Genomic DNA, 24632 nt, shown 5'->3' on the forward strand with positions numbered 1-24632 from the left:
GTCTGCCGCAGGGGATTCTCGGGCGGGCCCGGAAACGGCGATTGAGGAGGCGCGTACGGGAAGGGAAGGCGTTCGGGACGGGAACCGAATACGGCGAGGTTATTGCACGGAGTCAAGGATTCCCATGGCGGGCGTGAAATGGTCGGTCCTCTTTCTTTGGATGTGACATCCGAAATGGGGGCGTGGCATGGGTGGGCGGGGGTGCCGCCCTGGCCTGGGTGCGCTCCCACGCGCCGGCGGCGCGGCGCGCCGGCCTGGGTTTGAGCAGGTGAATCCGGGCCGCACCGACCGTCCCGCGAGGCGTGTCCCTATTCGTAAGTTCGCGGCGGCGCATGGTCCCGGTTGAACCACGAATATGATTCGTGTAATGACAGCCTTGACAAAACACCTATAAGATCCCCCATCGTGGCTGAAGTCGCTCTTCCCGGTCTCCGGTTGGCCGATGACCTGTTCTTCGGGATGCATTACGACATAACCGGTCGAATGCGACTGCACGCCCGGTTGACCGGCCTCGGTCTCGCCGCGGCGCTGCTGGGCGAGCTGATGCTCGCCGAACGGATCGCCGTCCACAAGGTCCAGGGCGAGACACGGCTCCAGGCCGGCGCGCCCCGCCAGGGTGAGGGCGCCGGCGCGGGACACCCCGAGCACGGGCGGGACATGGTCACCCGCGCCGTCCTCGACCACATCGTCGCCGAGCCGTCCCACCCCTTCCGCACCTGGCTGCAGTTCATCGCGCGGACGGCCCACGCCGACATCGCGACCCGGATGACCGCCGCCGGCCTGCTGCGCCCCCAGCGGATGCGCCTGTCCTCCCGGTACCTGCCGGTCGACGCCAACCAGGCGGCGTGGCCGGTCGGACGGCTCAACCTGGCGGTGCGGCGCAGGGAACCCCTGAACACCCAGGACCGCGTCCTGCTCGGCCTGCTGGTCGCGACGGGCGTCGGCAGGCACGTGCTGTGGGAGCACAACGCGGCGTACCTGGCGCAGTCGGCGGCCGGGCTCACGGCCCCGCTCCAGGAACTGCTCGCGCAGACCGAGGCCGCCGTCGGAGACGCCGTCATCAGCCGCCGGTGACCTCGCTTCCGGCCTCCTCCCTTCCCCTCGTCACAAGGAGTTCCGGTTGTCCCTGACAGAACAGAGGGCCGGCGCCGTCTCGGCGGCGCTGGCCGAAGATCGCCTCGGCGTGCCGTCGGTGGTCTTCTTCGTCATATCGGCGGCGGCGCCGCTGACCGTCGTCGCGGGAGTGGTCGGCACCGCCTACGCGGTGACCGGCGTGACCGGGGTGCCGCTGGCGTTCCTCGTGCTCGGCGCGATCCTCGCCGTGTTCGCCGTCGGGTACGTGACCATGGCCCGCCACGTCGTCAACGCGGGCGCGTTCTACGCCTACACCGCCCAGGGGCTCGGCCGCCCGTTCGGCGTGGCCACCGCGTGGGTCGCGCTGCTGGCCTACAACGCGCTGCAGGTCGGCCTGTACGGCGTGATCGCCTCCGCGGTGAACCCGTTGCTCGCGGAGTGGTTCGGCGTCAGCCTCGACTGGTGGGTCGTGGCCCTGGCCGCCTGGGCGGTCACTGGCGCGCTCGGGCTGATGCGGGTGGACGTCAACGGCAGGGTGCTGTCGGTGCTGCTGATGGCCGAGATCGCGGTCGTGGTCGTCTTCGACATCGCCGACCTGGCCAACCCGGCGGCGTCCGGCTACTCCATGGAAGGGTTCGCCCCGTCGAGCCTCGTCGTGCCCGGGATGGGCGCGCTGGTGGCGGTGTGCGTCGCGGCCTTCTCCGGCTTCGAGTCCTCGGTGGTGTTCTCCGAGGAGACCAAGGACCCCCGGCGCACGGTGCCGATCGCCACGTACGTCGCCCTCGCCGTCATCTCGGGCCTCTACGCCGTCTCGTCGTGGACGGTGAGCGTGGCCGTGGGCCCGGACAAGGTGGTCGAGGCGTCCAGGAGCCAGGGCCCCGGCCTCATCTTCGGCCTGGCCGGGCAGCACATGGGCTCGGCCGTGGCGACGCTCGGCTCGGTGCTGTTCGTGACGAGCATCGTGGCGGCGCTCATCGCCTTCCACAACACGATCTCCCGGTACATCTTCGCCCTCGGCAGGGAGAGGGTGCTGCCCGCCGTGTTCGGCCGCACCTCCCCGCCGACCGGGGCCCCGGTGACCGGCTCGGTCGCGCAGAGCGTCATCGGGCTGGCCGTGATCGCCGTCTACGCGTTCGCCGGCCTGGACCCGGTGGTGCACCTGTTCTTCACGATCGGCTCGTTCGGCGGGTTCGGGGTGCTGCTGCTGCTCGCGGGCACCTCGGTCGCGGTGCTGTGCTACTTCGCCAAGAACCCCGGCACGGAGAACGCCTGGCGTACCAAGGTGGCGCCCGCCGTCGCCTCGGTGCTGCTGTTCGTCGTGCTGGGGCTCGCCCTGTCCAACTTCGACGTCGTGCTCGGCGTCGAGCCGTCCTCTCCGCTGCGCTGGATCCTGCCCGGCGTCTACCTCGCCGCCGTCGCGCTCGGCGTCCTGTGGGGGCTGACTCTGCGGGCGAGCAGGCCGGACGTCTACGCCAACATAGGCCTGGGAGCCCGGGCGGCGATCGGAGGCCGGAGATGACCGAGATCATCGACCTGGGGGCCGAACCCGGGGCCGCGAGAATCGCCGGGGCCGTGGTCGGCGAGTCCTTCCACGCCCTGCAGGTCTCGCTGTGGACCATTCCACCGGAGGACGACCGCCGCGCGCTCCTGCCCGGCTTCTTCGCCCTGCACGCCGCGCACGCCCTCACCCACGGCGAGATCGCCGCCACCGCCGACCGGACGGCGGTCGCGGTCTGGTTCGACAACCGCAATCCGCCCCTGCCGCCCGTGCCGGGCCTGGAGGAGTACGTGGGGGAGATGAAGCCCGACTACGCCGAGCGCTTCATGGCCCTCGGCGAGGAGATGGAGCGGCGCCACCCCGGCACGCCGCACCACTACCTGGCGCTGCTCGCCGTTCTTCCCGGCCACCAGGGGCACGGGCTCGGCAGCCTGCTGCTGGAGCGGCACCACCGCAGGCTGGACGCCGAAGGGATCGCCGCGTACCTGGAGGCCAGTAATGTCAACAGCCGGCGCCTCTACCTGCGGCACGGCTACGAGGACCTGGGCGAGCCGCTGCGCCTTCCCGGCGGCCCGCCGATGTTCCCGATGTGGCGCCCGCCGAAGCCCTGACCGCGGTCGCGGCGCGCGTCACACCTTGGTGACGCGCACCGCGTCCGCGACGACGTAGCCGGTCGTGGACGTCCAGCGGCTGACACCGACCACGTCCCGCGCGCCCGCCGCGAGCGGGAAGACGCCGAGGTCGCGCCACCGGCCGCCGCCGGAGCGCTGGTCGACGGCGACGACCCGGTCGCCCGAGGCCGTGGCCACGATGTACGGCGTGGCGGAGTTGTAGCCGGGGTCGGCCGGGTACCGCGCCTCGACCCGGTAGGAGCCCGCCTCCGGCACCGTCACGCGGAACCACGCCGGGTCGCTCGCCGCGACGGGGCTCGCGAACCGGTAGTCCGCGCCGTACCGCTGGGACGAGTACGACGAGGTGCCCCAGGCGGCGCTCGCGGTGAAGCCCGGGCCGGCGTTGTCGACGACCACGCTGAACGGGGCGCCGGTCCCGGTCACCGTACGGCCGGGGCTCGCGGCGCTCTCGTGGTGGGTGCGGTCCAGGGCCGAGACGTAGTAGGTGGAGGTCCCGGTGGCCGAGGCGGTGGTGTCGGTGAACGTGGCCGCGCGGGTGGTGGCGAGCAGGTGCCGGGCGTCGGCGAACCGGCACGGGTCCGCGCCGGGGGAGCCGTCGACCCGGTAGACGGCGTAGGAGGCCGTGGCCGCGGAGCCGGGCCGCCACGCCAGCGCGACGCCGCCCGCGACGCGCGCCGCCGAGGTGATCGACGGCGCCGACGGCGCGGACGCCTGGCCGTACGCGGGCGCCAGCGCGGGCCTGGAGTAGTGGTCGGTCACGACGCGGCTCATCGCGCCGATGCGGTCGGCGCGGACGTCCTTGGCGCTGAAGTACACGTCGCCGAGGATCTCCGGGTGCTTCCGGTTCTCCAGCAGGTGGTTCGACAGCTCGGCCGGCTGCTGCCAGGCCGGGTCCTGCCCGGAGACCCCGGCGCGGTAGGCGGCCTGGCCGGCGTAGAGCTGGACGGGGGTGCCGCGCACGGTCTCCGCCCACCAGGCGGCGAGGACGGCGTAGTCGGCGGCGGGGAAGCCGATGTGCCAGTAGATCTGCGGCGCGATGTAGTCGATCCAGCCCTGCCGCACCCACAGCCGGGTGTCGGCGTAGATGGCGTCGTACGACTGCAGGCCTGAGGTGCGCGAGCCGAGCGGGTCGGTGGAGGCGTTGCGCCAGATGCCGAAGGGGCTCACGCCGAACCGCACCCACGGCTTGGCCTGGTGGACGCGCCCGCCGAGCTCGCGGATCAGCAGGTTGACGTTGTCGCGCCGCCAGTCGCCGATGTCGGTGTGGCCGCCGCCGTACCGCTCGAAGGCGTCCTGGTCGGGGATGGTCTCGCCGCTGACCGGATACGGGTAGAAGTAGTCGTCGAGGTGGACGGCGTCGATGTCGTAGCGGGTCACGGCGTCCATGACGGCGTTCTCGATGAAGCTCCGCACGGCGGGGATGCCGGGGTTGTAGTACATCTTGCCGCCGTAGGCGAAGCGCCAGTCAGGGTTGCGCCGCGCGGGGTGGTCCGCCGCCAGGCGGGTGGGGTCGATGTGGTTGGCGACGCGGTACGGGTTGAACCACGCGTGGAACTCCAGGTCGCGGGCGTGGGCCTCGGCGACCATGAAGGCCAGCGGGTCGTAGCCGGGGTCGGCGCCCTGGGTGCCGGTCAGCCACTCCGACCACGGCTCGTAGGGGGAGGGCCAGAACGCGTCGGCGGTCGGCCTGACCTGCACGACGACGGCGTTCATGCGGTCGCGGACGGCGAGGTCGAGCCAGGCGCGGAACTCGGCCTGCTGGGCCGCCACGTCGAGCCCGGGGCGGCTCGGCCAGTCGATGTTGGCGACGCTCGCCACCCACATGGCGCGCGCCCGGCGCTTGGGCGTGGCCGGGTCGGTGGGGCAGGACGTCTGCGGGGCGGGCGTGGCGGCGGCCGGGGGGCCGGGGGCGGCGTTCGCGGCGGCGGGGGTGAGGGCGCTGATGAGCACCAGGGTAAGCGCCGTCGCGGCGGCGCGGGCGAGACGCCGGTGGGCGGGGGCTGCGGCGGGCCGCCGGGCGCGGCTCGCTGGGTGGGGGGTCACGGAGATTATCTTCAGTGCCGATCAGGGTGAGCGCAATAGTCTTCAGCGTGTCGGTCAGGTTGATCTTGACCGACGGTCGGGTGGCCGGAAATCTTCGTGCAGGTGAAAAGTAATGTCAATCATCGACATTCGATCGAAGATTTTCTACTGTGCAGCCGTCGGCCCCTCCACTGAGGAGTTCTCATGACATCCCCCCACCCCCGGGCGACCACGGCGGCCGGCCGGCTGCTCACCGCCCTCCTCGCCTGCTCCTTCCTCGCCCTCGCCGTCAGCCCGGCTCACGCCGCCGCTCCCGTCTCCCTGGCGGACGCGTTCGCGCGCGCCGCCGCCGCGCACGAGGTGCCCCGCGACCTGCTCGTCGCCCTCGCCTACGCCGAGACCCACCTCGACGGCCACGGCGGCAGGCCCAGCGCCGACGGCGGGTACGGCGTCATGCACCTGGTCAGCAACCCCACCACCCACACCCTCGAACGCGCGGCCGAACTCACCGGCCTGCCCGCGGACACGCTGCGCGCCGACACCGCGGCCAACGTCCTCGGCGGCGCCGCCGTCCTGCGTGCCCACGCCGACCGGGCCGGCCTTGACGCCGCGGCGCGCCGGGACATCGGACGCTGGTACCCGGCCGTGGCCGCGTACGCCGGCGCCTCGACTCCCGCGGTCGCCCGGCTCTACGCCGACGCCGTCTACGAGTTCCTCGGCCGCGGGATCAAGGCCGCCGGCGTGACCGTGGCCCCGCGGGAGGTCACCGCCGACCGCGGCGACTACACCCGCGCGCTCGACCTCAACGCGGCCGCCGCCCCCGACTACCCGGACGGGAGCTGGGTGGCGGCCGGTTCCGGCAACTACACCGCCTCCAGCCGTCCGTCGAGCTACGCCATCGACCGCGTGGTGATCCACATCACCCAGGGCTCGTACGCCGGCACGATCTCGTGGTTCCAGAACCCGAGCGCGCAGGTCTCCGCGCACTACGTGGTGCGTTCCTCCGACGGCGCCGTCACCCAGATGGTGCGCGACAAGGACGTCGCCTGGCACGCCGGGAACTGGGACTACAACACCCGGTCCATCGGCATCGAACACGAGGGCTACGTCACCGACGCCTCCTGGTACACCGACGCGATGTACCGGGGCTCGGCGGCGCTGACCCGCTACATCTGCGACAAGTACGGCATCCCCAAGGACCGCGCCCACATCGTCGGGCACTCCGAGGTCCCCGGCGCCACCCACACCGACCCCGGCCCGTACTGGAACTGGACCACCTACATGGGGTACGTGACCGGCGGCGGCGCCCCCTCCTGGTCGACGACGATCGACAACGCCACCGCGGGACGGTTCACCGCGAGCGCCGGCTGGGGCACCTCCGCCTATTCGGCCCAGCGCCACGGCGCCGACTACCGCTTCGCCGCCCCCGTCGCGGCCGGCGACCCCGCCTGGTACAAGGCCGCCATCCCCGGCGCGGGTAGCTACCGCGTCGAGGTCTGGCACCCCGCCGACCCCGGCTACAACAGCTCCGCGCCGTACATCGTCGCGGCCTCGGGCGGCAACCAGACCGTCTACCTCGACCAGCGGACCGGCGGCGGGACGTGGCGGACCCTCGGCACCTTCACCCTCGCCGCCGGCGACCGTGACGTGGTCGCCGTGAGCCGGTGGACCGCGGGCACCGGCCTGGTCGTCGCCGACGCGGTGCGGATCTCGCGCGTCTGACCCGCCCGCGCACCCTCGAATACGGCACGACCCACGTCGCAGGCGTGGGCCGTGCCATCTTTTGGGCCCCGGCCCAATACGAGCTCACACCGGTTTCCCATTCCGTGACCGCGCCGGTACCGCCGGTAGCGCATACACCATGTGTATCGGGTTCGCCACCCTCCGGTTGACAATTAGTTGCCGATCGGCTGACAACATGCTGAATCCGAACCCTCTGTGCCGGACTCCCGCAATGACTCATAGTTTGTATTGCAAGTCATTGACCAACCCCACCGAATAAGGGAGACGGAAATGAAGAAGGCTGGAATCCTCGCGAAGCTCGGTGTCGGCGCCGCCCTGGCGTTCGGTGTGGCCGCCGCGATGGCGCCCGGCGCCCAGGCCGCGGCGCCGTCCTTCACCGCGAGCCCGAACACGGGTCTGAGCGACGGTTCCGTCGTCACGGTGTCGGTCTCCGGCGCCGCGGCGAACGAGACCTACAGCATCGCCGAGTGCGCCGACCTGGCGGCCGGCGTCCTGGCCTGTGACGAGACCAGTGGCGCGTCGTTCACCACGGACGCGAACGGCTCCGCCACCTTCCCGTTGACGGTGCGCAAGACCTTCGAGGGCAAGACCTACGAGGGCACCACCGTCGGCACCGCGAACTGCGCGGTCGACGCCTGCTACCTCGGCGCCGGCAACAACAACCTGGTTCTCGGCCAGGTGGCGCTCTCCTTCAACTGAGCCGCGTGCGGGCAAGGTAACCCGATTCGCGGGTGAGCCCGCGTGGCGAGACCGGCCGCGCCGGCCGTGCCGTCCCCATCGTGGCGGGGAACGGTACGGCCCGGCGCGGCCTCGTCGCGTTCCGGGGCGGCGCCGGGCGGCCGGAAAATGCAATGCGCCGGTGAATATCGGCGGTTATAATGGGTATGGACAACCTTCACGTAAGAGTCCGGCTCCTGGCCGTGGCGTGAATTTCACGGTGTCCGACAATGGACTGTGAATACCGCGCGGTCCTTTTGTCAAGGGAGACGGGCATGGACGAGCGGCGGCTGGTGAAGGTTTCCAAATACCTGTCCAGACACCTGCGGCATTCGCCCGGCCGCATCGGCGTCGAGCTGGACGCCCAGGGCTGGGTGCCCGTCGGCACGCTGCTGGAGGCCGCCGCCGCCCACGGCTTCCCGATCACGCGCGACGAACTGGAGCGGGTGGTCGCCGAGAACGACAAGCGGCGGTTCGAGATCGCGGGGGAGCGCATCCGCGCCGCGCAGGGCCACTCGGTGCCCGTGGATCTCGCCCTCCCGCCCGCCACCCCGCCCCCGTACCTCTACCACGGCACCGTCGCCCGCGCCGTCGCGGCCATCCGCGCCGAGGGGCTCCGGGCGATGAGCCGCCACGACGTCCACCTGTCGCCCGACCGTGAGACCGCCGCCCGGGTCGGGGCCAGGCGCGGCAGTCCGGTCGTCCTGAGCGTCGACGCCGCGGCGATGCGCGCGGCGGGGCACGAGTTCCGGGTCAGCGCCAACGGCGTGTGGCTGGTCGCTCACGTTCCGCCGGGATTCATCCGCTTCCCCGGCTGAGCCGTCCTCCCAGGCGCGGTTCTACCATGGGAAGGTGTGACGCCGATCTCGTGACCGTGGCCCTCTGCGGTGACGTCATGCTCGGCAGGGGCGTCGACCAGATCTTGCCGCACCCCGGCGACCCCGCCCTGCGCGAGCCGTCCGTCCGCGACGCCCGCGCCTACGTCGGCCTCGCCGAGGGCGTGAACGGCCCGATCCCCTGCCCTGTGCCGTTCACCTGGCCCTGGGGCGACGCCCTGCGGGTGCTGCGCGAGGCCGCCGTGCGCGTGGTCAACCTGGAGACCAGCGTCACCAGCGGCGGCGAATACTCTCCCGGCAAGGTCATCCATTATCGGATGCATCCCGCCAACCTGCCCTGCCTGGCGGCGGCCTGGCCGGACGTCTGCGTGCTCGCCAACAACCACGTGCTCGACTTCGGCCGCCACGGCCTGGAGGAGACGCTCGGCGCCCTCGCCGGCGCGGGCCTGTCCGTGGCGGGCGCCGGGCGCGACGAGCGGGAGGCGCGGCGTCCGGCGATCGTCCCCGCGGGCGGGGGCAGGGTGCTCGTGTTCGCCGCCGGCACCGAGTCCAGCGGCGTCCCCGCGGACTGGGCGGCCACCTCCGAACGCTCCGGCGTGGACCTGCTCCCCGACCTGTCGGAGGCCACCGCGGCCGAGGTCACCGCCCGCGTGCGGCGTGCCAAGCGGCCCGGCGACATCGCGGTGGTGTCCCTCCACTGGGGGTCGAACTGGGGGTACCACGTCCCGGCGTGCCGGATCCGCTTCGCGCACATGCTGATCGACGGCGGCGCCGACATCGTGCACGGCCACTCCTCCCACCACCCCCGGCCGGTGGAGGTGTACCAGGGCAAGCTCGTGCTGTACGGCTGCGGTGACCTCATCGACGACTACGAAGGCATCCCCGGGTACGAGCGGTTCCGCGACGACCTGAGGCTCGTGTACCTGGCCTCGGTCGACCCGGCGTCGGGCCTGCTGGCCGGCCTGCGTCTCGTCCCCCTCGCCGCCCGCCGGATGCGCCTGGAACGGGCCGGGCCGGAGGACCGCGCCTGGCTGCGCCAGGTGCTGGAAGAGGTCAGTCGCGAGCTCGGCGAGGAGACCGGGGCGGCGGCGCCGCGGATCGGGCAGGAGGAGGACGGCGACCTGGTCCTGCGCTGGTGAGCGCCGCGCCGGCGCCCTGACCGCTCAGGCCGGTTCCTCGTCGAGGCCGCCGGCGAGGACGCGGGCGGCGGCGGTGTCGTCCTCGCCCATGCCCGAGTAGCCGTCGCGCCGGTGCCGCTCGGCCTGGTCGTCGATCCAACGGGTGTGCGCCTCCCAGGCGGCCTGCTTGCTGGTGCCGAGGGCGGCGCCGATCTGCGACCAGGAGGCGCCCGAGGCGCGCGCGGCCCGGACGGCGAGCTGACGCCCGTACCCCGCCTTCCTCGCGATCACCTCCCCGAGGGCGAGCACCTCCAGGGCCTCCTCACGGGTGAGAGGCGGAGGCGCGTCCGGGTCCGGGAGGTCGTCCTCGCCGACGGGGGCGGAGAGCGCCTCGCGGGCGCGTAGATCGTCGTAGCGGGCGGTGGCGCTGACGAGCGTGAACCGCTTTTCGAGATCTTCAGGAGTGACCATGACCCGAGTATCCGCGTCAAGCCACCCTGACGTCAAGATGGCTTGACGCTACGACCATGCGCACAACAGGACGAGTGGACGGAAGAGGGCGCCCCGGCCTCCGGACGGTACGGGGCGGATGACCGGAGGGCCCGGGTCGGGAAGGGGGGGACGGGTGAGGGTGCCTGGGTTCGGGACAGTACGAGGCAGGTGACCGGCGGGTCCGGCTTATGCGGGTGAGCCTCGGTGGAGGCGCCAGGCCGGGGCGGTCGCGTCGCCGCCGGGGTGGATGGCGAAGGCGCGCAGTTCGAAGGTGTGGCGGCCGTCCGGGGCCGGGAGCCAGACGCCCTCGGGGGAGGGCAGCATCTCGGTGACCGTCACCGGCCCGGCGGTGCGGGCCACGTGCCGGTGGAACACCTCGATCAAGTGGCGGCTCGAGAAGTCCAGCAGCAGCGGCTTCGGCTCCTCGGGAGTGCGGTAGTACACCTGCTCCGGCATCCCCGCGCGGGCACGCCACTCGCGCGCCGCCCTGACCAGCGACCACCCCGCGAGATCCGCGTCCCACGGCAGGCCGGGCGCCTGCCAGCGCTCCCGCTGATAGACGACGCCGCCCACGGTCAGGCGCGGGGTGTGCCCCGGCAGCGTGAACGGGTGATCCTCGACCGCGGGCAGCGTGAACGCCGCCAGCGGGTCGAACCCGGGGGCGCGCTTGAGCTGCGGATGCAGCAGCAGAGGGCCGTCCTCGTCGCACAGGGCCACGCCCGCCCCGTCGCGGCGCACCCGCAGGGCGGACGCCGGCACCGCGCCGCCCGCCGCGGGCAGGTGCGGGCGCAGCTCGACCAGCGTGTCGGCCACCCGGTACGGGAAGATCTTCGTGCCGCGCCCGATCAGCACCTGGGCCACCCGCACGCCCGCGTCGGCGAACACCTTCTCCATGAGCGCGGCGATGCGGTCGGGCCTGCCCTCCTCGCGGCGGAAGTGATCCGTCGGGAACACCGACAGCAGGGCGGGCGCGTGTCCCTCGCCGACCACGATCCGGAAGTCCCCCTCGGCGAGCGCCCGTTCGTCGCGCGCCGCGATGAGCAGGTCCACCGAGGTGAACGCGGGCAGGTCCGCGCCCGGCACGGGCACGTCCGCGAGCATCTCCCGCGCCCGTGCCGCCAGGGCGATGATCTCCTCGGCCCGCAACTCGACGTGCGACTCGCCCTCACGCCCCTCCAACAGACCACGCACCAGCCCCTCGAACCGCGCGAGCGCCGTACCAGCGCCACCCGGGGCGGCGTCACCGCCCGCGCGTGTGAGGTCGTCGCGCTGCTCCGCGGGGGTGAGGCCGCCGTGCCGGTCCCCGTAAGTGAGTTCGTCGCGCCCGGCCCCGCGGGTGGCGTCGTCCTGCCGGTCCGTGCCGCTGCCGTCGCCGTGCCGGTTCGCGCGGGTGGCGTCGCCGTGCCGGTTCGCGCCGTGCCCGGCGGTCGCCGCGCGCAAGTAGGCCAGCAGCGGGGCCTCCCCCTGCGGGGCCACGGTGTCGAGCACGCGGCGGGCGCGGACCTGCTGGTCGTGGTGGCGCAGCAGCGCGGCCGTCCTCCACAACTCCAGGACGGGGACGAGCCCGTCGCCCACCCGCCGGGTCACCGGCCCACCCAGCTCGAACCGGGTCAGGTCCCCCCGGCACTCCTCGAAGACCAGCGTCCGGTCCACGTACATGCGGCCCGCACCGCGCCGCGCGGCCTCGCCGGTGAGCGCCTCGTAGCGCTCCTCCAGCTCCCGCGCGGCCGCGACCCCTTCGGCGCGCGACTCCGCACCGCACGCCTCGACCAGGGACGCGAGCTCGGCGGCGGTCGCCCGCCACTCACGCACCGCCTCCTCCCCGTCCTTACCGGGGTCCTGGTCCGCGACGGCGTCCAGCCACGCGATCACCGCGTCGAGCGGACGGGCCGTATCCGGAGCCGCGAGCGGCGCATACGTCAACAGCCGCCGCCGCACCAGCGCCTCCACCCGCCCCACGACGTCCTCCAGCACGCCGCGCGCCGCACCGCCCGACGTCCGCCCGGCCTCCTCTGTGGCCGGCGTCCGCTCGGCTTCCGTCTGCGCGAGCTGCGCCCGGTCGGACTCCGCCTGTGGGAGCCGCGTGCGCTCCGTCTCTGGCTCCGTGACCGGTGTTGGCTCGGTTTCCACCTGCGTCAGCCGCGTGCGCTCCGGCTCCGGCTCCGGCGGTCGCGTCTCCTGGGTTGTTTCGCGGGACAGCTCGCGGGCCAGTTCGCGTACCGTCAGGCCGGTCGCGGACAAGGTGATCAGGCGGGCGTCCACCGGGTCCAGGGCGGTCGCGGCGCCCGTGATCTGGCTGACGGCCCTGTCGCCGGCGAACCGGTGGGTGAGCGAGGGACGGGGACGCAGGTGGCCGCGCATCCGCGGGTCGGCGCGCACGCCGTCGGAGATCGCCTCTGCCAGGCGGGCGGAGGCGAAGACGGTGCGGGTCACGGCCGACGGGTCGCGCTCGACGCGGGCCGCCGCCGGCAGGTCCGGGTTCAGCGTGCCGTAGTTGACCGGGCCGAAATGGCTGTTGGTCTCGTTCTTGGCGGCCAGCCGCTGCAGGTAGGTGACCAGCCTGCGCTCGATCTGGCGGTTCTCCCGGTTCTGACCGGACGGCGACGCGGCGTACTTGCGCAGGCCCTCGTGGAAGGCCGGGCTGAGCAGCAGTACCGCGTCCCGCAGCAGCGGATCGCCTGCCCGGGCCTTCAGACGCGCGGAGCACCGCGCCAGTTCGGCCTCGTGGGCGGCCGACGCGCGCGTGGCCAGCTCGGCGGCCTCCGCGAGCAGGCGGTTCCACTCCACCAGCGCAGCCGCCAGCTCCGCGCCGGGGGCGGACTCGGCTCGGGGGGCGGGGACGCGCCGGCCCACCGCCGCGCGCTGCTTGCTGAGCAGCCGCCCCGCCGCCGGCTCCGCCTCGCGCGCCGCGCGCACGGCCTCGGGGAACGCCTCGCGCAGCAGGTGCTCGCGGTGGGCCTCCGCGGCACGCTCGGCGGCCAGTACGGCGTCGACGCCCGCGGCGGTGTCCGGCAGCCGCACCTCCTCCAGCGCCTCGTACGGGAAGCCCGCCGTGCGCACCACGAGGTGGTCGTGGAGAAGCCAGCTCATCGTGCCGCTCCCCGGACGTGCGGGGTGGCCGACGTGGTGGGAATCGCCATTTCTCCGCCTTCTCATCCTGCGGTATCGGGTCGCACAGCAAACTCTGTGCGACCCACGCACCGCGAACCAGGCAAAGGCAGGTCAGCAAGTTGCCGAACGATATCCGCTTCCTGCCAACCAGCGGAAGAAATGCGAGAACCACCAAGCCGACCTGCGAAGACACGCCCGGAAGCACCAGGCACGGCGACGGACGACATGAAGGGCACGAACCGCCGCCCGGAAGGGAGCGCCCGGCGATTTCTACCTCCCCGGGCCGATCGAGGACAGCCGATGTTCATGCGGCTTACCATGACGCTCGCGCTTCCGTTTGGTGTGAGGAAGGACACCTGGCGGATTCCGCCTGCCGGCCGGTCGATGTGAGCCGATGTTCATGCGGCTGACTAGGACGCTCGCGCTTCCGTCTGGGGTTAGGTAGGGCGCCTGGCGGATTCCGGCTTTCGGCCGGTTGAGGTCAGCCGATGTTCATGCGGCTTACCAGGATGCTTGGGCTTTCGGCTCCGGGGGCGAGGTGGGAATGGGACGGGTCGTCGCCGGTTGCTGTGATGGAGCGGAGCAGTTCGAATATTCCGGAGGACAGGCGTACGGGGCCGAGGGGCTCGGCGCGTTGGCCGTCGTGCACCCTCCAGCCGAGGATCACGGTCGTGAACGTGCCCCGTCGTCCCCGGATCGCGCCCGGCTGCACCACTCCGACCGCCTCTACGCCGTCGCCCATCTCGGCGCGCAGCGCGTCCAGCGACCGCTCGCCCGCGGCGAGTGAGATGCGGGACGGGCTCTCGACGGCGGGTTGGTCCGGGGCGGCGCGCCGTGCGGCGCCCGACGGGGTTACGCCGAGTTCCGCGGCGCTGGTACGGCCGGTGAGGAAGCCGCGCAGCACCCCGCCGTCCAGCAAGGTCTGACGGCGTGTCGGCGTGCCCTCGGCGTCCACGGGGCCCGAGGGATCGTCCACGAGCGTGACGGCGGGGGAGGCGATCCGCCGGCCCACCCGCTCCAGCAGCGGGCGCATGCCGGCCAGGACGTTGCCCGCGCTGAACAGGAAGCCCAGGCTGCGGACCAGGTGGGCCGCCACTCCGGGATGGAGCAGCACCGGGAGCGGTCCCTCCTCGTCGAGCGGCCGGGGGCCCGCGAGGTGGACGGCGCGGAACTCGCGCGCGCGTGCGGCGAGGGCGTCCCACCGCAGCTCGTCGAACCGCGAGGCGGTCAGCCCGTCGACCATGTGCCCGCCGAGCCCCTCCAGCCAGTGCCAGGCGTGGTGCCCGCTCTGCTCGTACGCCACCGCCGCGCCCGTCCCGTCGACGGCGATCGTCCAGCTACGGGTGTGGACGTACTCGGCGCCGAGACCCGCCGGACCGTCCGCCGGCGCCAGCAGCCCGGCCAACAGGCCCCGGGACGTCTCGAACGGGGCCTCCGGCTCCGCCGGTGCGGGGTGCACGGCCGTGTCCGGGAACACCGCAGAGCGGCCGTCGTGGCCGGTCGCGGACAGGAGGGGGGCGCCGTCCGGGGTCAGGCGCGGGGAGCCCTCCGGGGTCGGGGTCAGGCGCGGGGGGCCGTCCGGGGTTGGGGTCAGGGATATCAGTGGGAGGCCGTTGTCGGCGCGGGAGCGGCGGGCCAGGGCCACTGCCAGGCGGGCCACGTCCTCGGGGGATTCCGGCGGTGCGCCCAGTAGCAGGGCCGCGGCGCCGTCGCCGGCGCGGACCCGCAGGCCCGTGGTGGTGGTCACGCCCTGGCGGGCCGCGTGGGTGCCGTCGGCGAAGACCTGCGTGGCGCGGACCGAGGTGGACACGCACTCGACGTCGGCCGCGTCCCCACCGGCCGCCGCGATGGCGTGCAGCAGCGCACGGCATCGGTCCAGCAGCACGGCCACCTCCGCCGGCGCGGCGCCTGGGACAACGCCTGGGACAACGCCTGGGACAGCATCTGGAGCAACCTTTGGGACAGCGTCTGGAGCAACGCTTGAGGGAGCGCCTGGGACAGCGTTCGGGGCAGCGTTCGGGGTGGTGCTCGGGTCTACCGTGGTCATGGGCCGCTCACCGTCATGCGGGCCACCCGTAGGGTGGGCTGGCCGACCGAGACCGTCACCGGGAACTGGCCCAGCTTGTTGCACTGGTAGCCGTACGGCATGAAGCGCAGGTCGTCGCCGATCATGTCGATCTCGCGCAGCACGCCGGGCCCCGTGCCCGACAGGGTCGCCTCGCGGACGGGGGCGGTCAGCCTGCCGTTCTCGATGAGCCGCCCGGCCGTCACGCGGACGCTGAACCGTCCCGAGCTCATGTCCGTCTCGCCGGACACGATCGACTCCACGTACAGGCCGTACGGCGTCGCAGCGATGATCTCTTCGGGGGACGACCGGCCTGGCGCGACGTAGGTGCAGCTCATGCGGGGCAGCGCGGGGTAGGCGTAGCCGAGGCGCCGTCCATGGCCGTGCGGCCGCAGCCCCGCCGCCGCGGCGCTGCGCCGGTCGTGCAGGTAGGAGCGCAGCACGCCGTCCTCCAGCAGCGCCACTTCCTCGGCGTGCTCGCCCTCGTCGTCGAAGTCGTACAGGCCCGCGCCGAGTGGGGCCCGCGGCGCGTCGATCAGGGTCAGGCCCGCCGGGGACAGCAGCTCGCCGAGCAGGCCGCCGTACGCGGCGCCGGGCAGCAGCGCGACGTCCGCCTCCAGCCCGTGGCCGCACACCTCGTGCAGCAGCGCGCCCGGACCGCCCGGGGCGAGCACCACGGGCATCTCGCCCAGAGGGGGCTCGACGGCGTCCAGGTCTCGGACGGCCGCCTCCGCAGCGGCCCGCGCCAGCGCCCGGACGACGTCGTCACCCGGCGCGAGCCTCAGCGGTTCTCCCGTCGCACGAGGATGGTCGCCTCGGGTCATGGGAGTCGTGAGACCCGTGGAAGCTGTAGGAGTCATGACAGCGGTACCGATCTCGGCGCCGGCGACGCGGAGGGTACGGGCGATGACGCCGTCGCGGCGCGCGGTCGCGTGGATCCTCAGTTCCAGGTGGCGGTGCGGGCCGTGGCGCAGCAACCCGTCCTCGCGGGCCACCAGTGTGGCGCGCTCGACGAACTCGCCGGTCACCCGGGCGGTCACGACACCGGGGAAGGCGCCCTCGACTTCGTCGGCGGCGAGCGCCACCATCCGGGACAACTCCTCCGCCGTGGCCAGTCCGGCGTCCGCGACCGCGGCGGAGCCGTACGGAGGCGGCGCGGCAGGGGAGCCGCCGGGGGGTGCGAGGGAAGGGCGGCCGGGTGGCGTGGTGGCGGAGCCGTCGTCCGCCGGGTCGCCGGGCCGCAGGTCGTGCGGGACGGTTCCGGGCGGGCCGCCGTGTCGCCCGGTGGGACGGGCGGGTGTGGGGTCGTCGGCGAGGAGGGCGGGGAGGCGGGACGGGTCGAGGTAGGGCAGGTGGCGGTGGTGGACGCCGTCCGCCGTGGTCAGCGACAGCCCGGTGCCCTCGCGGCGGCGCTGGGCCAGCCGCAGCCCGAACCGGTCGGCGACCGCGCGGGACAGCACCCACGACTCGGCGAACACCTCGGCCCGCCGCCCGGAGCCCGCCGCAGCAGCAGCGGTGCGCAGCGCGGCATCCGGGTCGATCACCGGGAAGGCCGACGAGGTGTCTCCCTCAAGGGTGGGACGGGCCGCGTGCCGGGGCCGGGCGCCGGCTCCGGGTTCGGTGCCGTGCCGGGGTTCGGGGGCCGGGGTGGGTTCGGGGCCGTGGTCGGCGTGGCTGCCGGACCCGGGGTGGGTCAGGGGCGTGCTCACGGGTGTGCGTCTCCTGGTGAGGCGGGGGCCGTGCGGACGGCGGTGAGGCGGAGCTCGGAGCAGTGCGCCCCGCCGGAGCCGTGGAGCCACAGGTCCCCGGGGCCGGGCAGCATCTCCGACACGCCGAGGTCGGCGCCCTGTTCGCTGAGATGGGCGACCAGCTCGGTGAGGAAGAGGCCCTCGGTGTCGAGGAGGACGGGCTTGCGCTCACCGGGGATCTTGACGAAGACCCAGCGGGGCAGGCCGTGCCGGCGTACGGCCTGGCGCAGCGCGACGAGCAGCGCGAACGAGGCGTCGTCGCCGCCGCGCGCCGGCTCGGGGACCAGTTCCTCGCGGGCGATCAGCCACCGCTCCCGCTGGAGCACCGTACGGCCGACGGTGACGCGGGGAGTGTGCCGGAGCCCGGCGCGCCCGAACGCCACCGGGCGCACCCGGGGCGGGGCCAGCGCGTTGTGCGCGGGCGAGTCCAGCTCGCCGTTGTAGAGCAGGAACCCGTCCTGTCCCGGGGCCGACAGCGTCAGCCGCCCGTCCCGCACCACCACGTCGACCTCGCCGACCGGGATGGTGCGCCCGTCGGCGCGGCTGCTCGGCTGGGACGCCTCCACGGTCGCGCCCGGGAACTCGAACGGCACGATCTTCGCGCGCTTCGAGGTCAGCATGTTGGCGAGGGGACGGTGGGTGTCGAGGCGGGCCAGCAGGCCGCCGATCGCGCCCTGGGTCGCGCCGGGGTCGTCCATGAACTGCAGGGCCCAGCCCCACAGCAGCACCGTGTCGTGCGACTCGGCCAGCACGAGCGTGAAGTCCCCGGCCCGCACGGCGTCCAGGTCCCTGGCCACGATCATGACGTCCGGCGAGCAGATCAGGGCCCGTCCGGCCAGCACCTCGGGATCCACGGCGACGTCCCGCGCCTCCAGCTCGACGCGTCCCGTCGCGGCCGGCGCATCGCCCGCCGTGGCCGCGTGCGTCCGGTCGCGCGGCGGGCGCGCGTATTCCGCCGCGTCCACCCGCTCGTCGATGACCGCCCGCCACATCCCCGGCGTTTCCGCCTGGTGGGGCTCCGGGTCCTCCGAGTTAGGCGCTCCGTCCGTGGGAGCGGGGCTCGGAGGGGTCAGGGTCGTGGGCCAGGAGTGGGCCAGATAGGCGGGGAGGGGGAGACGGTCGCCCTCCGCCAGGTTCAGGCCGTTCAGGGCGGTCGCGGTGAGGTGGGCGTGCACGCGCACGGCCTCGGCGGCCAGGAGGTCCAGGACGGGGGCCAGCTCGTCGGTCAGCAGGCGCAGCACGTCCTCACCGAGGTGGAGGGGCGTCACCGCGCCCAGGCACTCCTCGGTGATCACCAGCCGGTCGGCGTACAGCTGCCCGCCGGCGCGGCGGGTGTCCTGGCCGGTCAGCTCGCCGATCTGCCGCTCCAGGATCTCTAGGAGTTCGCGCCGCCGCTCGAAGCCGGAGGCCGCGAACTCCTCCTGCAGGCCGCGCAGGCCGTCGAGCCGCGACAGCCACACCTCCCGGGCGGGACAGTCGTCGGGGAGCTCGGCGACGCGGTCGCGCAGCGCCTCCAAGGCGCGCGGCTCGGTCACCGGCAGGTCCACGCCGAAGGCGACGACGCGTCCCTTGGCCAGCCGGTCCAGCTCCGCCACCACCTCGGCGACCGGGATCCCGGTCTCGCGCGCCAGCTCGGTCGCGGTGCGCTTGCCGTCCACGAGCGGCGCCAGCGCGGCGGCGCGCCCCTTGAGGGCGAACGTGCGGGTACGGACGAGCGTCACCGCCGTGCCGTCCGGGGAGAGCCGCGCCAGCGTGGACAGGCGCGGCCGCAGGTGCGGCCGTACGTCCGGCTCCGCCGCGATCCTGTCGGCCAGCCCCCGCACCACCCAGTACGCCACATACGCATGCCGCCGCACCACCACCCCCGCCCCGCCACCTCGGGTTTCCTCCCCCTCAACCGCAAAAGTGCGCGCACCGTGGCCCTGTCCCCGTAGCAGCAGCGCACCGGGGTCGGCCCTCGGCGCATCGGCCGTGGGTGCCTCCGACCGCGGCGCCTCGGGCGTGAGTGACGCCTCTGTGGGGAGGGACGGCTCGTGAGCCGGCGCCGCCCCGCCACCTCGCCCTTCGTCTCCCCCAACCACAAAGGCCCCTGCAGCGTGGTTCTGTCCCGGTAGTGGCGCGCCAGGTTCGGCCCTTGGCGCATCGGTCGTGGGAGCGTCCGGCTGCGGCGCCTCGGGCCTGGGGGGCGCCTCTGTGTGGAGGGACGGGGCGTGAGTCGGGGTGGGGTGGGGGGATTGGTTGGGGAGGGGGGCGGGGGCCGGGGTGGTGAAGGTGCCGTAGTTGATGGGGCCGAAGAAGCTTGTTGTTTCGTTTTTGGCGGATACGCGTTGGAGGTAGCCGGCTAGTTGGCGTTCTAGGGAGCGGGTGCGGCTGGTGCGGGCCGTTGTGACGTCGGATGCCACGTAGCCGCGCAGGCCGCGGTCGTACATCTGGGGGCTGGACAGCCAGACGGCCTCTTGGAAGCGCTCGTCGGAGGCTAGGTCGCGCAGGGCGGTGCGCCGGGCCGGCAGTTCGGCGTCGAACGTGGCGCGGGCCTCGCGTTCCGTCCGCGCGAGCCGGTCGAGGGCGCGGGCGTACTCGTCCAGCAGGGTTCTGGTTCCGGACGGCAGTCCGGCCGTCTCCGCGGGGTCCGGGAGGGGGCGGTGGCGCGACAGGGTCTTCCAGAGCTTGCGGCGTAGCTTCCCGTCGGTGACGTCCTCGGAGTCGCGTAGGTGGGCCACGGCGGCGTCGGCGGCCGCGGTGAGGGCCTCCTGGGCGTCGAGCACCGCGTCGATCCCGGCGGACGTCAGCGGGAAGGAGATCCGCTCCAGCAGTGCGAATGGGAACCCGGTACTCCGCAGGATGAACTCGGGATGCAGGTCCCACCCCGCCCTTGCCGACTCACGCGGACCCGTCCGCGACGCCGGCCCCGGCCGCGTCGAGCTTGCCGAAGCGTCCCCGGCAGCCGGTCGCCCCTGCGCGGTCTGCGCCCGGCTCGGCAGGGTGGGGCCTGCCGAGGAGTCCGTCACGGTCCGCGGCGCGTGTGCCGGGCTCGGCGAGGCGGAGACGGCGGGGGAGCCGGTTACGGTCCGCGAGGCATGTGCCGGGCTCGGCAGGGGGGAGCCTGCGGAGGGGGCCGCCACGATCTGCGGGGGGTGGGCCGGGTTCGGGGTGGTGGGGGTGGGGGTGGGATGAGAGTCGGGTGGGGCGGGGTGGGTGGGGGTCATCGGGTGGGCTCGGTGGTGGGGGTGAAGGCGGTGGACCATTCGTTCTGGTCGCCGGCGACGAGGTCGGCGACGGCCAGGCCGGTGAGGGCGCCGGTGAGGATGCCCTGGCCGCCGTGGCCCGTGGCGGCGATCACGCGGTCGTCGCCGGGCAGGAAGCCGAGCAGCGGGCGGCCTCCGGGGGCGGCGGCGCGCAGGCCGCTCCACACGTCCCGCAGCGTGCCGCCGCCGAGGCGGGGCAGCGTCCTGCTGAGGAACGCGGTCAGCACCATGACCCCTTCGGGGGTGACGGTCTCGGTGAAGCCGGTCTTCTCCTCGGTGGCGCCGACGACCACGGTGCCGGACCGGCTGGGCGCCGCGTACAGCGACCCGGAGACGACGTGCCGCAGGGTGACCGGCGCGTCCACGCGCAGCATCTGGCCGCGCAGCGGGCGGATCGGCAGCCGGGGAAGCCCCGGGACGGATCCGGACCAGGCGCCCGCCGCGAGCACGACCCGGTCGGCCTGGACGGTCCCGTCGTGGGTGGCCAGCTCGACGCCGTCGGCGGTGCGCTCCACGCCGAGGACGGGGGAGGCGAGCCGGATCCTGGCCCCGGCGGCGGTCGCGGCCTGCTGCAGCAGGCTGACGTACCCGTCGGCGTCCATGACGAGGCCGGACGGGTCGAAGTAGGCGCCGTGCAGCTTGTCGGGGGACAGCAGCGGCTCGATGTCGGGGAGCCCGGGGGCGTCGTACCAGGTGCCGAGGTAACCGGGGTGGGCGGTGGCGGCGTTCTCCAGCTCCTCGCGCTGCTGGGGCGTGCGGACGAGCCGGATGACGCCGGCCTCGGTGCGCAGCCGTCCCGGGTCGCCGCCGGTGATCTCGTCCAGGTCGGTGAAGAGCTGCTTGCGGCCCGCCTCGGCGAAGGACAGCATCAGCGGGTCGGCGAGCAGCCGCACGGACGGCACCCCCACCCCGGCCGCCGCGCGGGACCCGCGCCCGCCGAGCCCGTGGGCGTCGAGGGCGATGACGGAGGCGCCCTGCGCGGCCAGACGGCGGGCTGCGGACGCGCCGACGACTCCCGCGCCGATGACGGCGACGTCGTATCGGTTCTGTGCCATTGGTGTTCCTTCCGGTCCTGCGCCTCAGAGGCGGGTGATGTAGGTCATCCGTAGCTCGGTGCTGTAGGAGCCCCGGTCGTCGGCCAGCCACCAGCCGGACGGGTCCGGCAGCAGCTCGCTCAGCCGCAGCGGCCCGCCCGCCGGGCGGACCATGTGCGTGAGGTGTTCGAGGCTCAGCGGCTCGGCGAGGTCGGCGTAGAAGGGCTTGCGCTCGCCGGGCACGCGCGCGAAGACGCGGGACGGCAGCCCGTGCGCCGCGCGCAGCCGGTCGGCGGCGAGCAGCGCCTCCGACGGCCCGCGGGCGTCGAGCAGGGGCGCCAGGGTCTCGGGGGGCAGCTCCCAGCCGCGGCGCCAGACCACCGCGCCGCCGAGCCGCACGCGCGGGGTGCCGCCGGGCAGGCGCAGCGGCGGCAGCACGACGGGCGGCGGGCCGAACAGCCAGCTCGACGCGGCCCTCGGGTCGCGGGGGCGCGGGAACAGGTCGCCCGCCTCGGGGTGGCGCAGCCGCAGCCGTCCCCCGGCGAGGACGACGGACAGGTCGGCGGCGCGCATCCGGTGCTCGGCCGGCTTGGCGGACCGGCCGAGCACCTCGATGTCGAGGCCGGGTAGGTCGCGCTCGAACGCCTTGCCCTGGGTGCGGCGGTGCACGAGGGCGGCGGGCGTGCGCCCGTCCAGCTCCAGCAGCGCGGCCAGTTCGGCCGCGTAGGCGTCGCGGCCGGGCACCAGGGCGGTCAGGTGCGTCCAGACCTGGACGCCGTGGTGGATCTCGCCCACGATCACGTCCAGGTCGCCGTCCCGCAGGGCGTCCTCGGACGGCGCGGCGAGGAAGACGTCGGGGGAGACGGCGAGGCCGGGGGGCAGCGGGCGCAGCAGCGGCGCGACGTCGGCCGCGTCCAGGTCGGCGGCGCCGTCGCGGGCGCGGTCGCGGACGATGCCCGCGAGCCGGTCGAGGAAGGCCGCCACGGGCGGGTCGGCGGTCAGCTCGTCCACTTGGACGCGCCGGTCCAGCTCGGCGATGAAGGGAAGGAAGCCGGCCCGCGCGCCGCCGCCGGCGAGTTCGGCGTGCAGGGCGACGGCCCGGGTGTGGACGGCCTCGGCGAGCGTGAGCGCGTAGCTCGCCGACAGCCGCAGCACCGGGTCGAGCCGCTCGGACAGCAGGGCGAGCAGCGGCCCGCCGACGGCGGCGTCCACGACGTCGCCCCGGCAGTCCTCGGTGACGATGAGCCGGTCGGCGTAGATGGTGCCGGCCGCGCGGCGGGCCTCGGCCCCGGTCAGCTCGGTGAAGCGCCGCTCGGCCTCCCGCAGCGCCTCGGCCTTGCCGTCCGGCCCGGCCTCGGCGAACGCCCGCACGGCCCCTTCGAAGGCGCCGATCCCGGCGAGCGCGGCGGGCGGTTCCTCGGCGGGGTCGAACAGACCGGTCAACGCGTCGCTCAGCCAGGCGAGCGGATCGTCCACGGTGGTCGGGATCTGCGGGTCGCGGCGGATCACGCCCCGGGCGAGCAGCCGCGCGGCGGCGGCCGACTCCTCGGCGGTCGCCTTCTCCTCGAACTCGGCCAGGGTCAGGCCGCGGTCGCAGGCCACGAGCGCGGCGCGGGACGCCTCGTCCAGGCGCGCCCTGCGGCCGTCGGGCAGGGTCAGCACGCGCCCGTCCGCGGTGGCGGCGAAGCCGGGGGCGAGCCTGAGGGGCAGCCGCGCCTGGACGTCCGGGTCGGCGGCGAGCCGCGCGCCGAGCGCCTCGGCCGCCCAGTGCGCGGCGCGCGGCCACCGCCGCAGCAGCGTGCCCGGCGCCCGTTCCAGCCGCAGCGACTCCGGGGACGCGGGGTCGACCCGCACCGCGTCCACGGGGCCGAAGAAGCTGACCGACTCGTTCTTGGCGCAGAACCGCTGCAGGTAGGCGTACAGCAGGCCCTCGTCGCGGCGGGCCCTGGCGTTGCGGGACGCGGCGGGGACGCCGGTCGCGCCGTGCAGCACCCGCTCGTAGGCGCCGGGGTTGGACAGCAGGACGGCTTCGCGGAACGGCGCGCTCGTGGCCGCCTCCCACAGCGCGGCGCGCGCGCCGTCGAGGGCACGGCCAGCGGCCTCGTCCAGTTCGGCGGCGCGGGCGTCCAGCTCGGCGACGGCGGCGCGCAGGCGGGCGGCCCACGCGGCCGTGCCGGGGCCGAGCGCCTCGACGTCGGCCAGTGCCCGCGCGGGCGGCGCCTCGGCGCGCCCGGCCGCCTTGCGCACCCGGTACAGCGCCTTGAACGCCGGGGCGGGCGCGCCCGCGGCCTCCTGCTCGCGCACCGCGGCGGGGAACACCTCGGCGGTGAACTCCGCGCACGCCGCGGCCAGATCCTCCCCGGCGGCCCGACGCGCCGCCACCGCCCGCGCCACCTCGTCCCGGGTGAGCCGGCCGAGCCATTCGAACGGGAACCCGGTGCGCCGCAGCAACGCCAGCGGCGCCGGACGCCACCGGCCCGGATCAGCCGTCACGCCGTGGCCTCGCGGGGGCCGGGAAGCCGGCGGGAGGCGGCCGCGTCGGCGGGTCTGCGCATGGGCGTTCCTTCCCGGAGGCGGCACAGGATCGACGCCCACGGTAATTACGCACGGCCGCCGCTCCATCTTCCAGATTGCGCAGTCGGCGGGACCCTTCCGCAGGCGGGTGCGCCCGGCGCGGGGAGGAAGGAGGGCGCGCAGCGCTGACGCCCTGATCAGCGGCTTTCCGCACGCCTGTGGGACGGCCTGAGAGCCCGGCCGCGGCCCGCCGGGACCGGGCCGCGGCGGCGGAAGGTCAGCACGTCCGAAGAAGACAACGCGATCGTTGCTGCTGAAGGATCGGGGGGAAAGCAGGGCCGTGACCCTGTGACCATCGGCGCGTGTCCGGCGTGCCCCGCCGGGGGCGCGCACGGGGGTCAGGGCGGCACGGCGGAGACGAGGGAAAGCGCGGTGACACGGTTCCGCGTGTCACCGGGCGCCTTTCGAGAGGAGACCCTGGATGGCCGACGAAGAGATCACCGAGACCGGCGCTGCGGAGGAGACCGATCTCGACGGCGACGAGCTCGGCGACCTCGACGACATGGAATTCCTGCTCGAAGAGATCGAGAACCGCATCGCCCCCCTCGCCTGACCCGGGCGAGCGGAGACGGTCCACCTCTGATTCACCGACATCCGACCTTCTCGACCTGAGCGACGCGTCCATGTGATCCGCGGCGGCCAAGCCGGGGCCACGTGTGCCGCCGGAGCGGATTCGGGGCGACGTGAGCCCTCGAACCGCCGACGGCAGGGCCGCGGGCCCGC

The 24632-nt window shown here is 74.2% G+C and carries 16 protein-coding genes; 8 read left to right on the forward strand and 8 right to left on the reverse strand.

Annotated elements, in window-relative coordinates:
• Positions 1 to 405: 405 nt before the first annotated feature.
• Genes BJ982_RS19530 through BJ982_RS19540 form a run of 3 tightly spaced genes read left to right on the forward strand, consistent with a single transcriptional unit; the run spans position 406 to position 3183 of the window.
• Positions 406 to 1074, forward strand: a complete 669-nt coding sequence (locus tag BJ982_RS19530; protein ID WP_184882087.1) for a GOLPH3/VPS74 family protein — start codon at positions 406 to 408, stop codon at positions 1072 to 1074.
• A gap of 46 nt (positions 1075 to 1120) precedes the next feature.
• On the forward strand, positions 1121 to 2593 hold the full coding sequence (locus tag BJ982_RS19535) for an APC family permease (RefSeq protein WP_203959440.1): 1473 nt from the start codon (positions 1121 to 1123) through the stop codon (positions 2591 to 2593).
• A complete protein-coding gene (locus BJ982_RS19540) occupies positions 2590 to 3183 on the forward strand; it encodes a GNAT family N-acetyltransferase (protein WP_184882089.1) in 594 nt (197 codons plus the stop codon). Before BJ982_RS19535 ends, BJ982_RS19540 begins: the two co-directional genes overlap by 4 nt.
• 18 nt (positions 3184 to 3201) lie before the next feature.
• On the opposite strand, the gene BJ982_RS19545 is transcribed toward BJ982_RS19540, so the two are convergent.
• Entirely contained in the window at positions 3202 to 5247 is a 2046-nt protein-coding gene (locus BJ982_RS19545) for a family 10 glycosylhydrolase (protein ID WP_184882091.1), read from the reverse strand.
• 183 nt (positions 5248 to 5430) lie between these two features.
• Here BJ982_RS19545 and BJ982_RS19550 point away from each other — a divergent pair, with 183 nt between their 5' ends.
• The 4 genes from BJ982_RS19550 to BJ982_RS19565 all read left to right on the forward strand — a co-directional run bounded on the left by BJ982_RS19550 (position 5431) and on the right by BJ982_RS19565 (position 9661).
• Positions 5431 to 6948 carry a golvesin C-terminal-like domain-containing protein gene (locus BJ982_RS19550; protein WP_184882093.1) on the forward strand — a complete coding sequence of 506 codons (1518 nt, stop codon included), beginning with the start codon at positions 5431 to 5433 and terminating at the stop codon, positions 6946 to 6948.
• Between the two features lie 291 nt (positions 6949 to 7239).
• Positions 7240 to 7668 (forward strand): enediyne antibiotic chromoprotein, encoded by a 429-nt coding sequence (locus tag BJ982_RS19555; protein WP_184882095.1) that lies wholly within the window; start codon positions 7240 to 7242, stop codon positions 7666 to 7668.
• 293 nt (positions 7669 to 7961) lie between these two features.
• Complete coding sequence (locus BJ982_RS19560; RefSeq protein ID WP_184882097.1) at positions 7962 to 8504, forward strand: RNA 2'-phosphotransferase; 543 nt, start codon at positions 7962 to 7964, stop codon at positions 8502 to 8504.
• A gap of 50 nt (positions 8505 to 8554) precedes the next feature.
• Positions 8555 to 9661, forward strand: a complete 1107-nt coding sequence (locus tag BJ982_RS19565) for a CapA family protein (protein ID WP_239123701.1) — start codon at positions 8555 to 8557, stop codon at positions 9659 to 9661.
• A gap of 24 nt (positions 9662 to 9685) precedes the next feature.
• On the opposite strand, the gene BJ982_RS19570 is transcribed toward BJ982_RS19565, so the two are convergent.
• The 7 genes from BJ982_RS19570 to BJ982_RS19600 form a co-directional block, all read right to left on the reverse strand.
• On the reverse strand, positions 9686 to 10111 hold the full coding sequence (locus tag BJ982_RS19570; RefSeq protein ID WP_184882101.1) for a hypothetical protein: 426 nt from the start codon (positions 10109 to 10111) through the stop codon (positions 9686 to 9688).
• A 207-nt stretch (positions 10112 to 10318) separates the two neighbouring features.
• Positions 10319 to 13222: a lantibiotic dehydratase gene (locus BJ982_RS19575; protein ID WP_184882103.1), complete on the reverse strand. Its 2904-nt coding sequence runs from the start codon at positions 13220 to 13222 to the stop codon at positions 10319 to 10321.
• 502 nt (positions 13223 to 13724) lie between these two features.
• Positions 13725 to 15128 (reverse strand): TldD/PmbA family protein, encoded by a 1404-nt coding sequence (locus BJ982_RS19580; protein WP_184882105.1) that lies wholly within the window; start codon positions 15126 to 15128, stop codon positions 13725 to 13727.
• Positions 15129 to 15286: 158 nt separating this feature from the next.
• The gene (locus tag BJ982_RS40480; protein WP_184882107.1) at positions 15287 to 17017 is read right to left on the reverse strand and encodes a TldD/PmbA family protein; all 1731 of its coding nucleotides are present in this window, start codon (positions 17015 to 17017) and stop codon (positions 15287 to 15289) included.
• Complete coding sequence (locus tag BJ982_RS40485) at positions 17014 to 19821, reverse strand: lantibiotic dehydratase (protein ID WP_184882109.1); 2808 nt, start codon at positions 19819 to 19821, stop codon at positions 17014 to 17016. Before BJ982_RS40485 ends, BJ982_RS40480 begins: the two co-directional genes overlap by 4 nt.
• A 437-nt stretch (positions 19822 to 20258) precedes the next feature.
• A complete protein-coding gene (locus tag BJ982_RS19595) occupies positions 20259 to 21356 on the reverse strand; it encodes an NAD(P)/FAD-dependent oxidoreductase (RefSeq protein ID WP_203959439.1) in 1098 nt (365 codons plus the stop codon).
• A 24-nt stretch (positions 21357 to 21380) separates the two neighbouring features.
• Complete coding sequence (locus BJ982_RS19600; RefSeq protein ID WP_184882111.1) at positions 21381 to 23828, reverse strand: hypothetical protein; 2448 nt, start codon at positions 23826 to 23828, stop codon at positions 21381 to 21383.
• A gap of 502 nt (positions 23829 to 24330) precedes the next feature.
• Between BJ982_RS19600 and BJ982_RS19605 the strand changes: the two genes are divergently transcribed.
• Positions 24331 to 24462: an ammosamide/lymphostin RiPP family protein gene (locus BJ982_RS19605; protein WP_184616655.1), complete on the forward strand. Its 132-nt coding sequence runs from the start codon at positions 24331 to 24333 to the stop codon at positions 24460 to 24462.
• Positions 24463 to 24632 lie beyond the last annotated feature (170 nt).

This window comes from Sphaerisporangium siamense, from assembly GCF_014205275.1.
Classification (GTDB): domain Bacteria; phylum Actinomycetota; class Actinomycetes; order Streptosporangiales; family Streptosporangiaceae; genus Sphaerisporangium; species Sphaerisporangium siamense.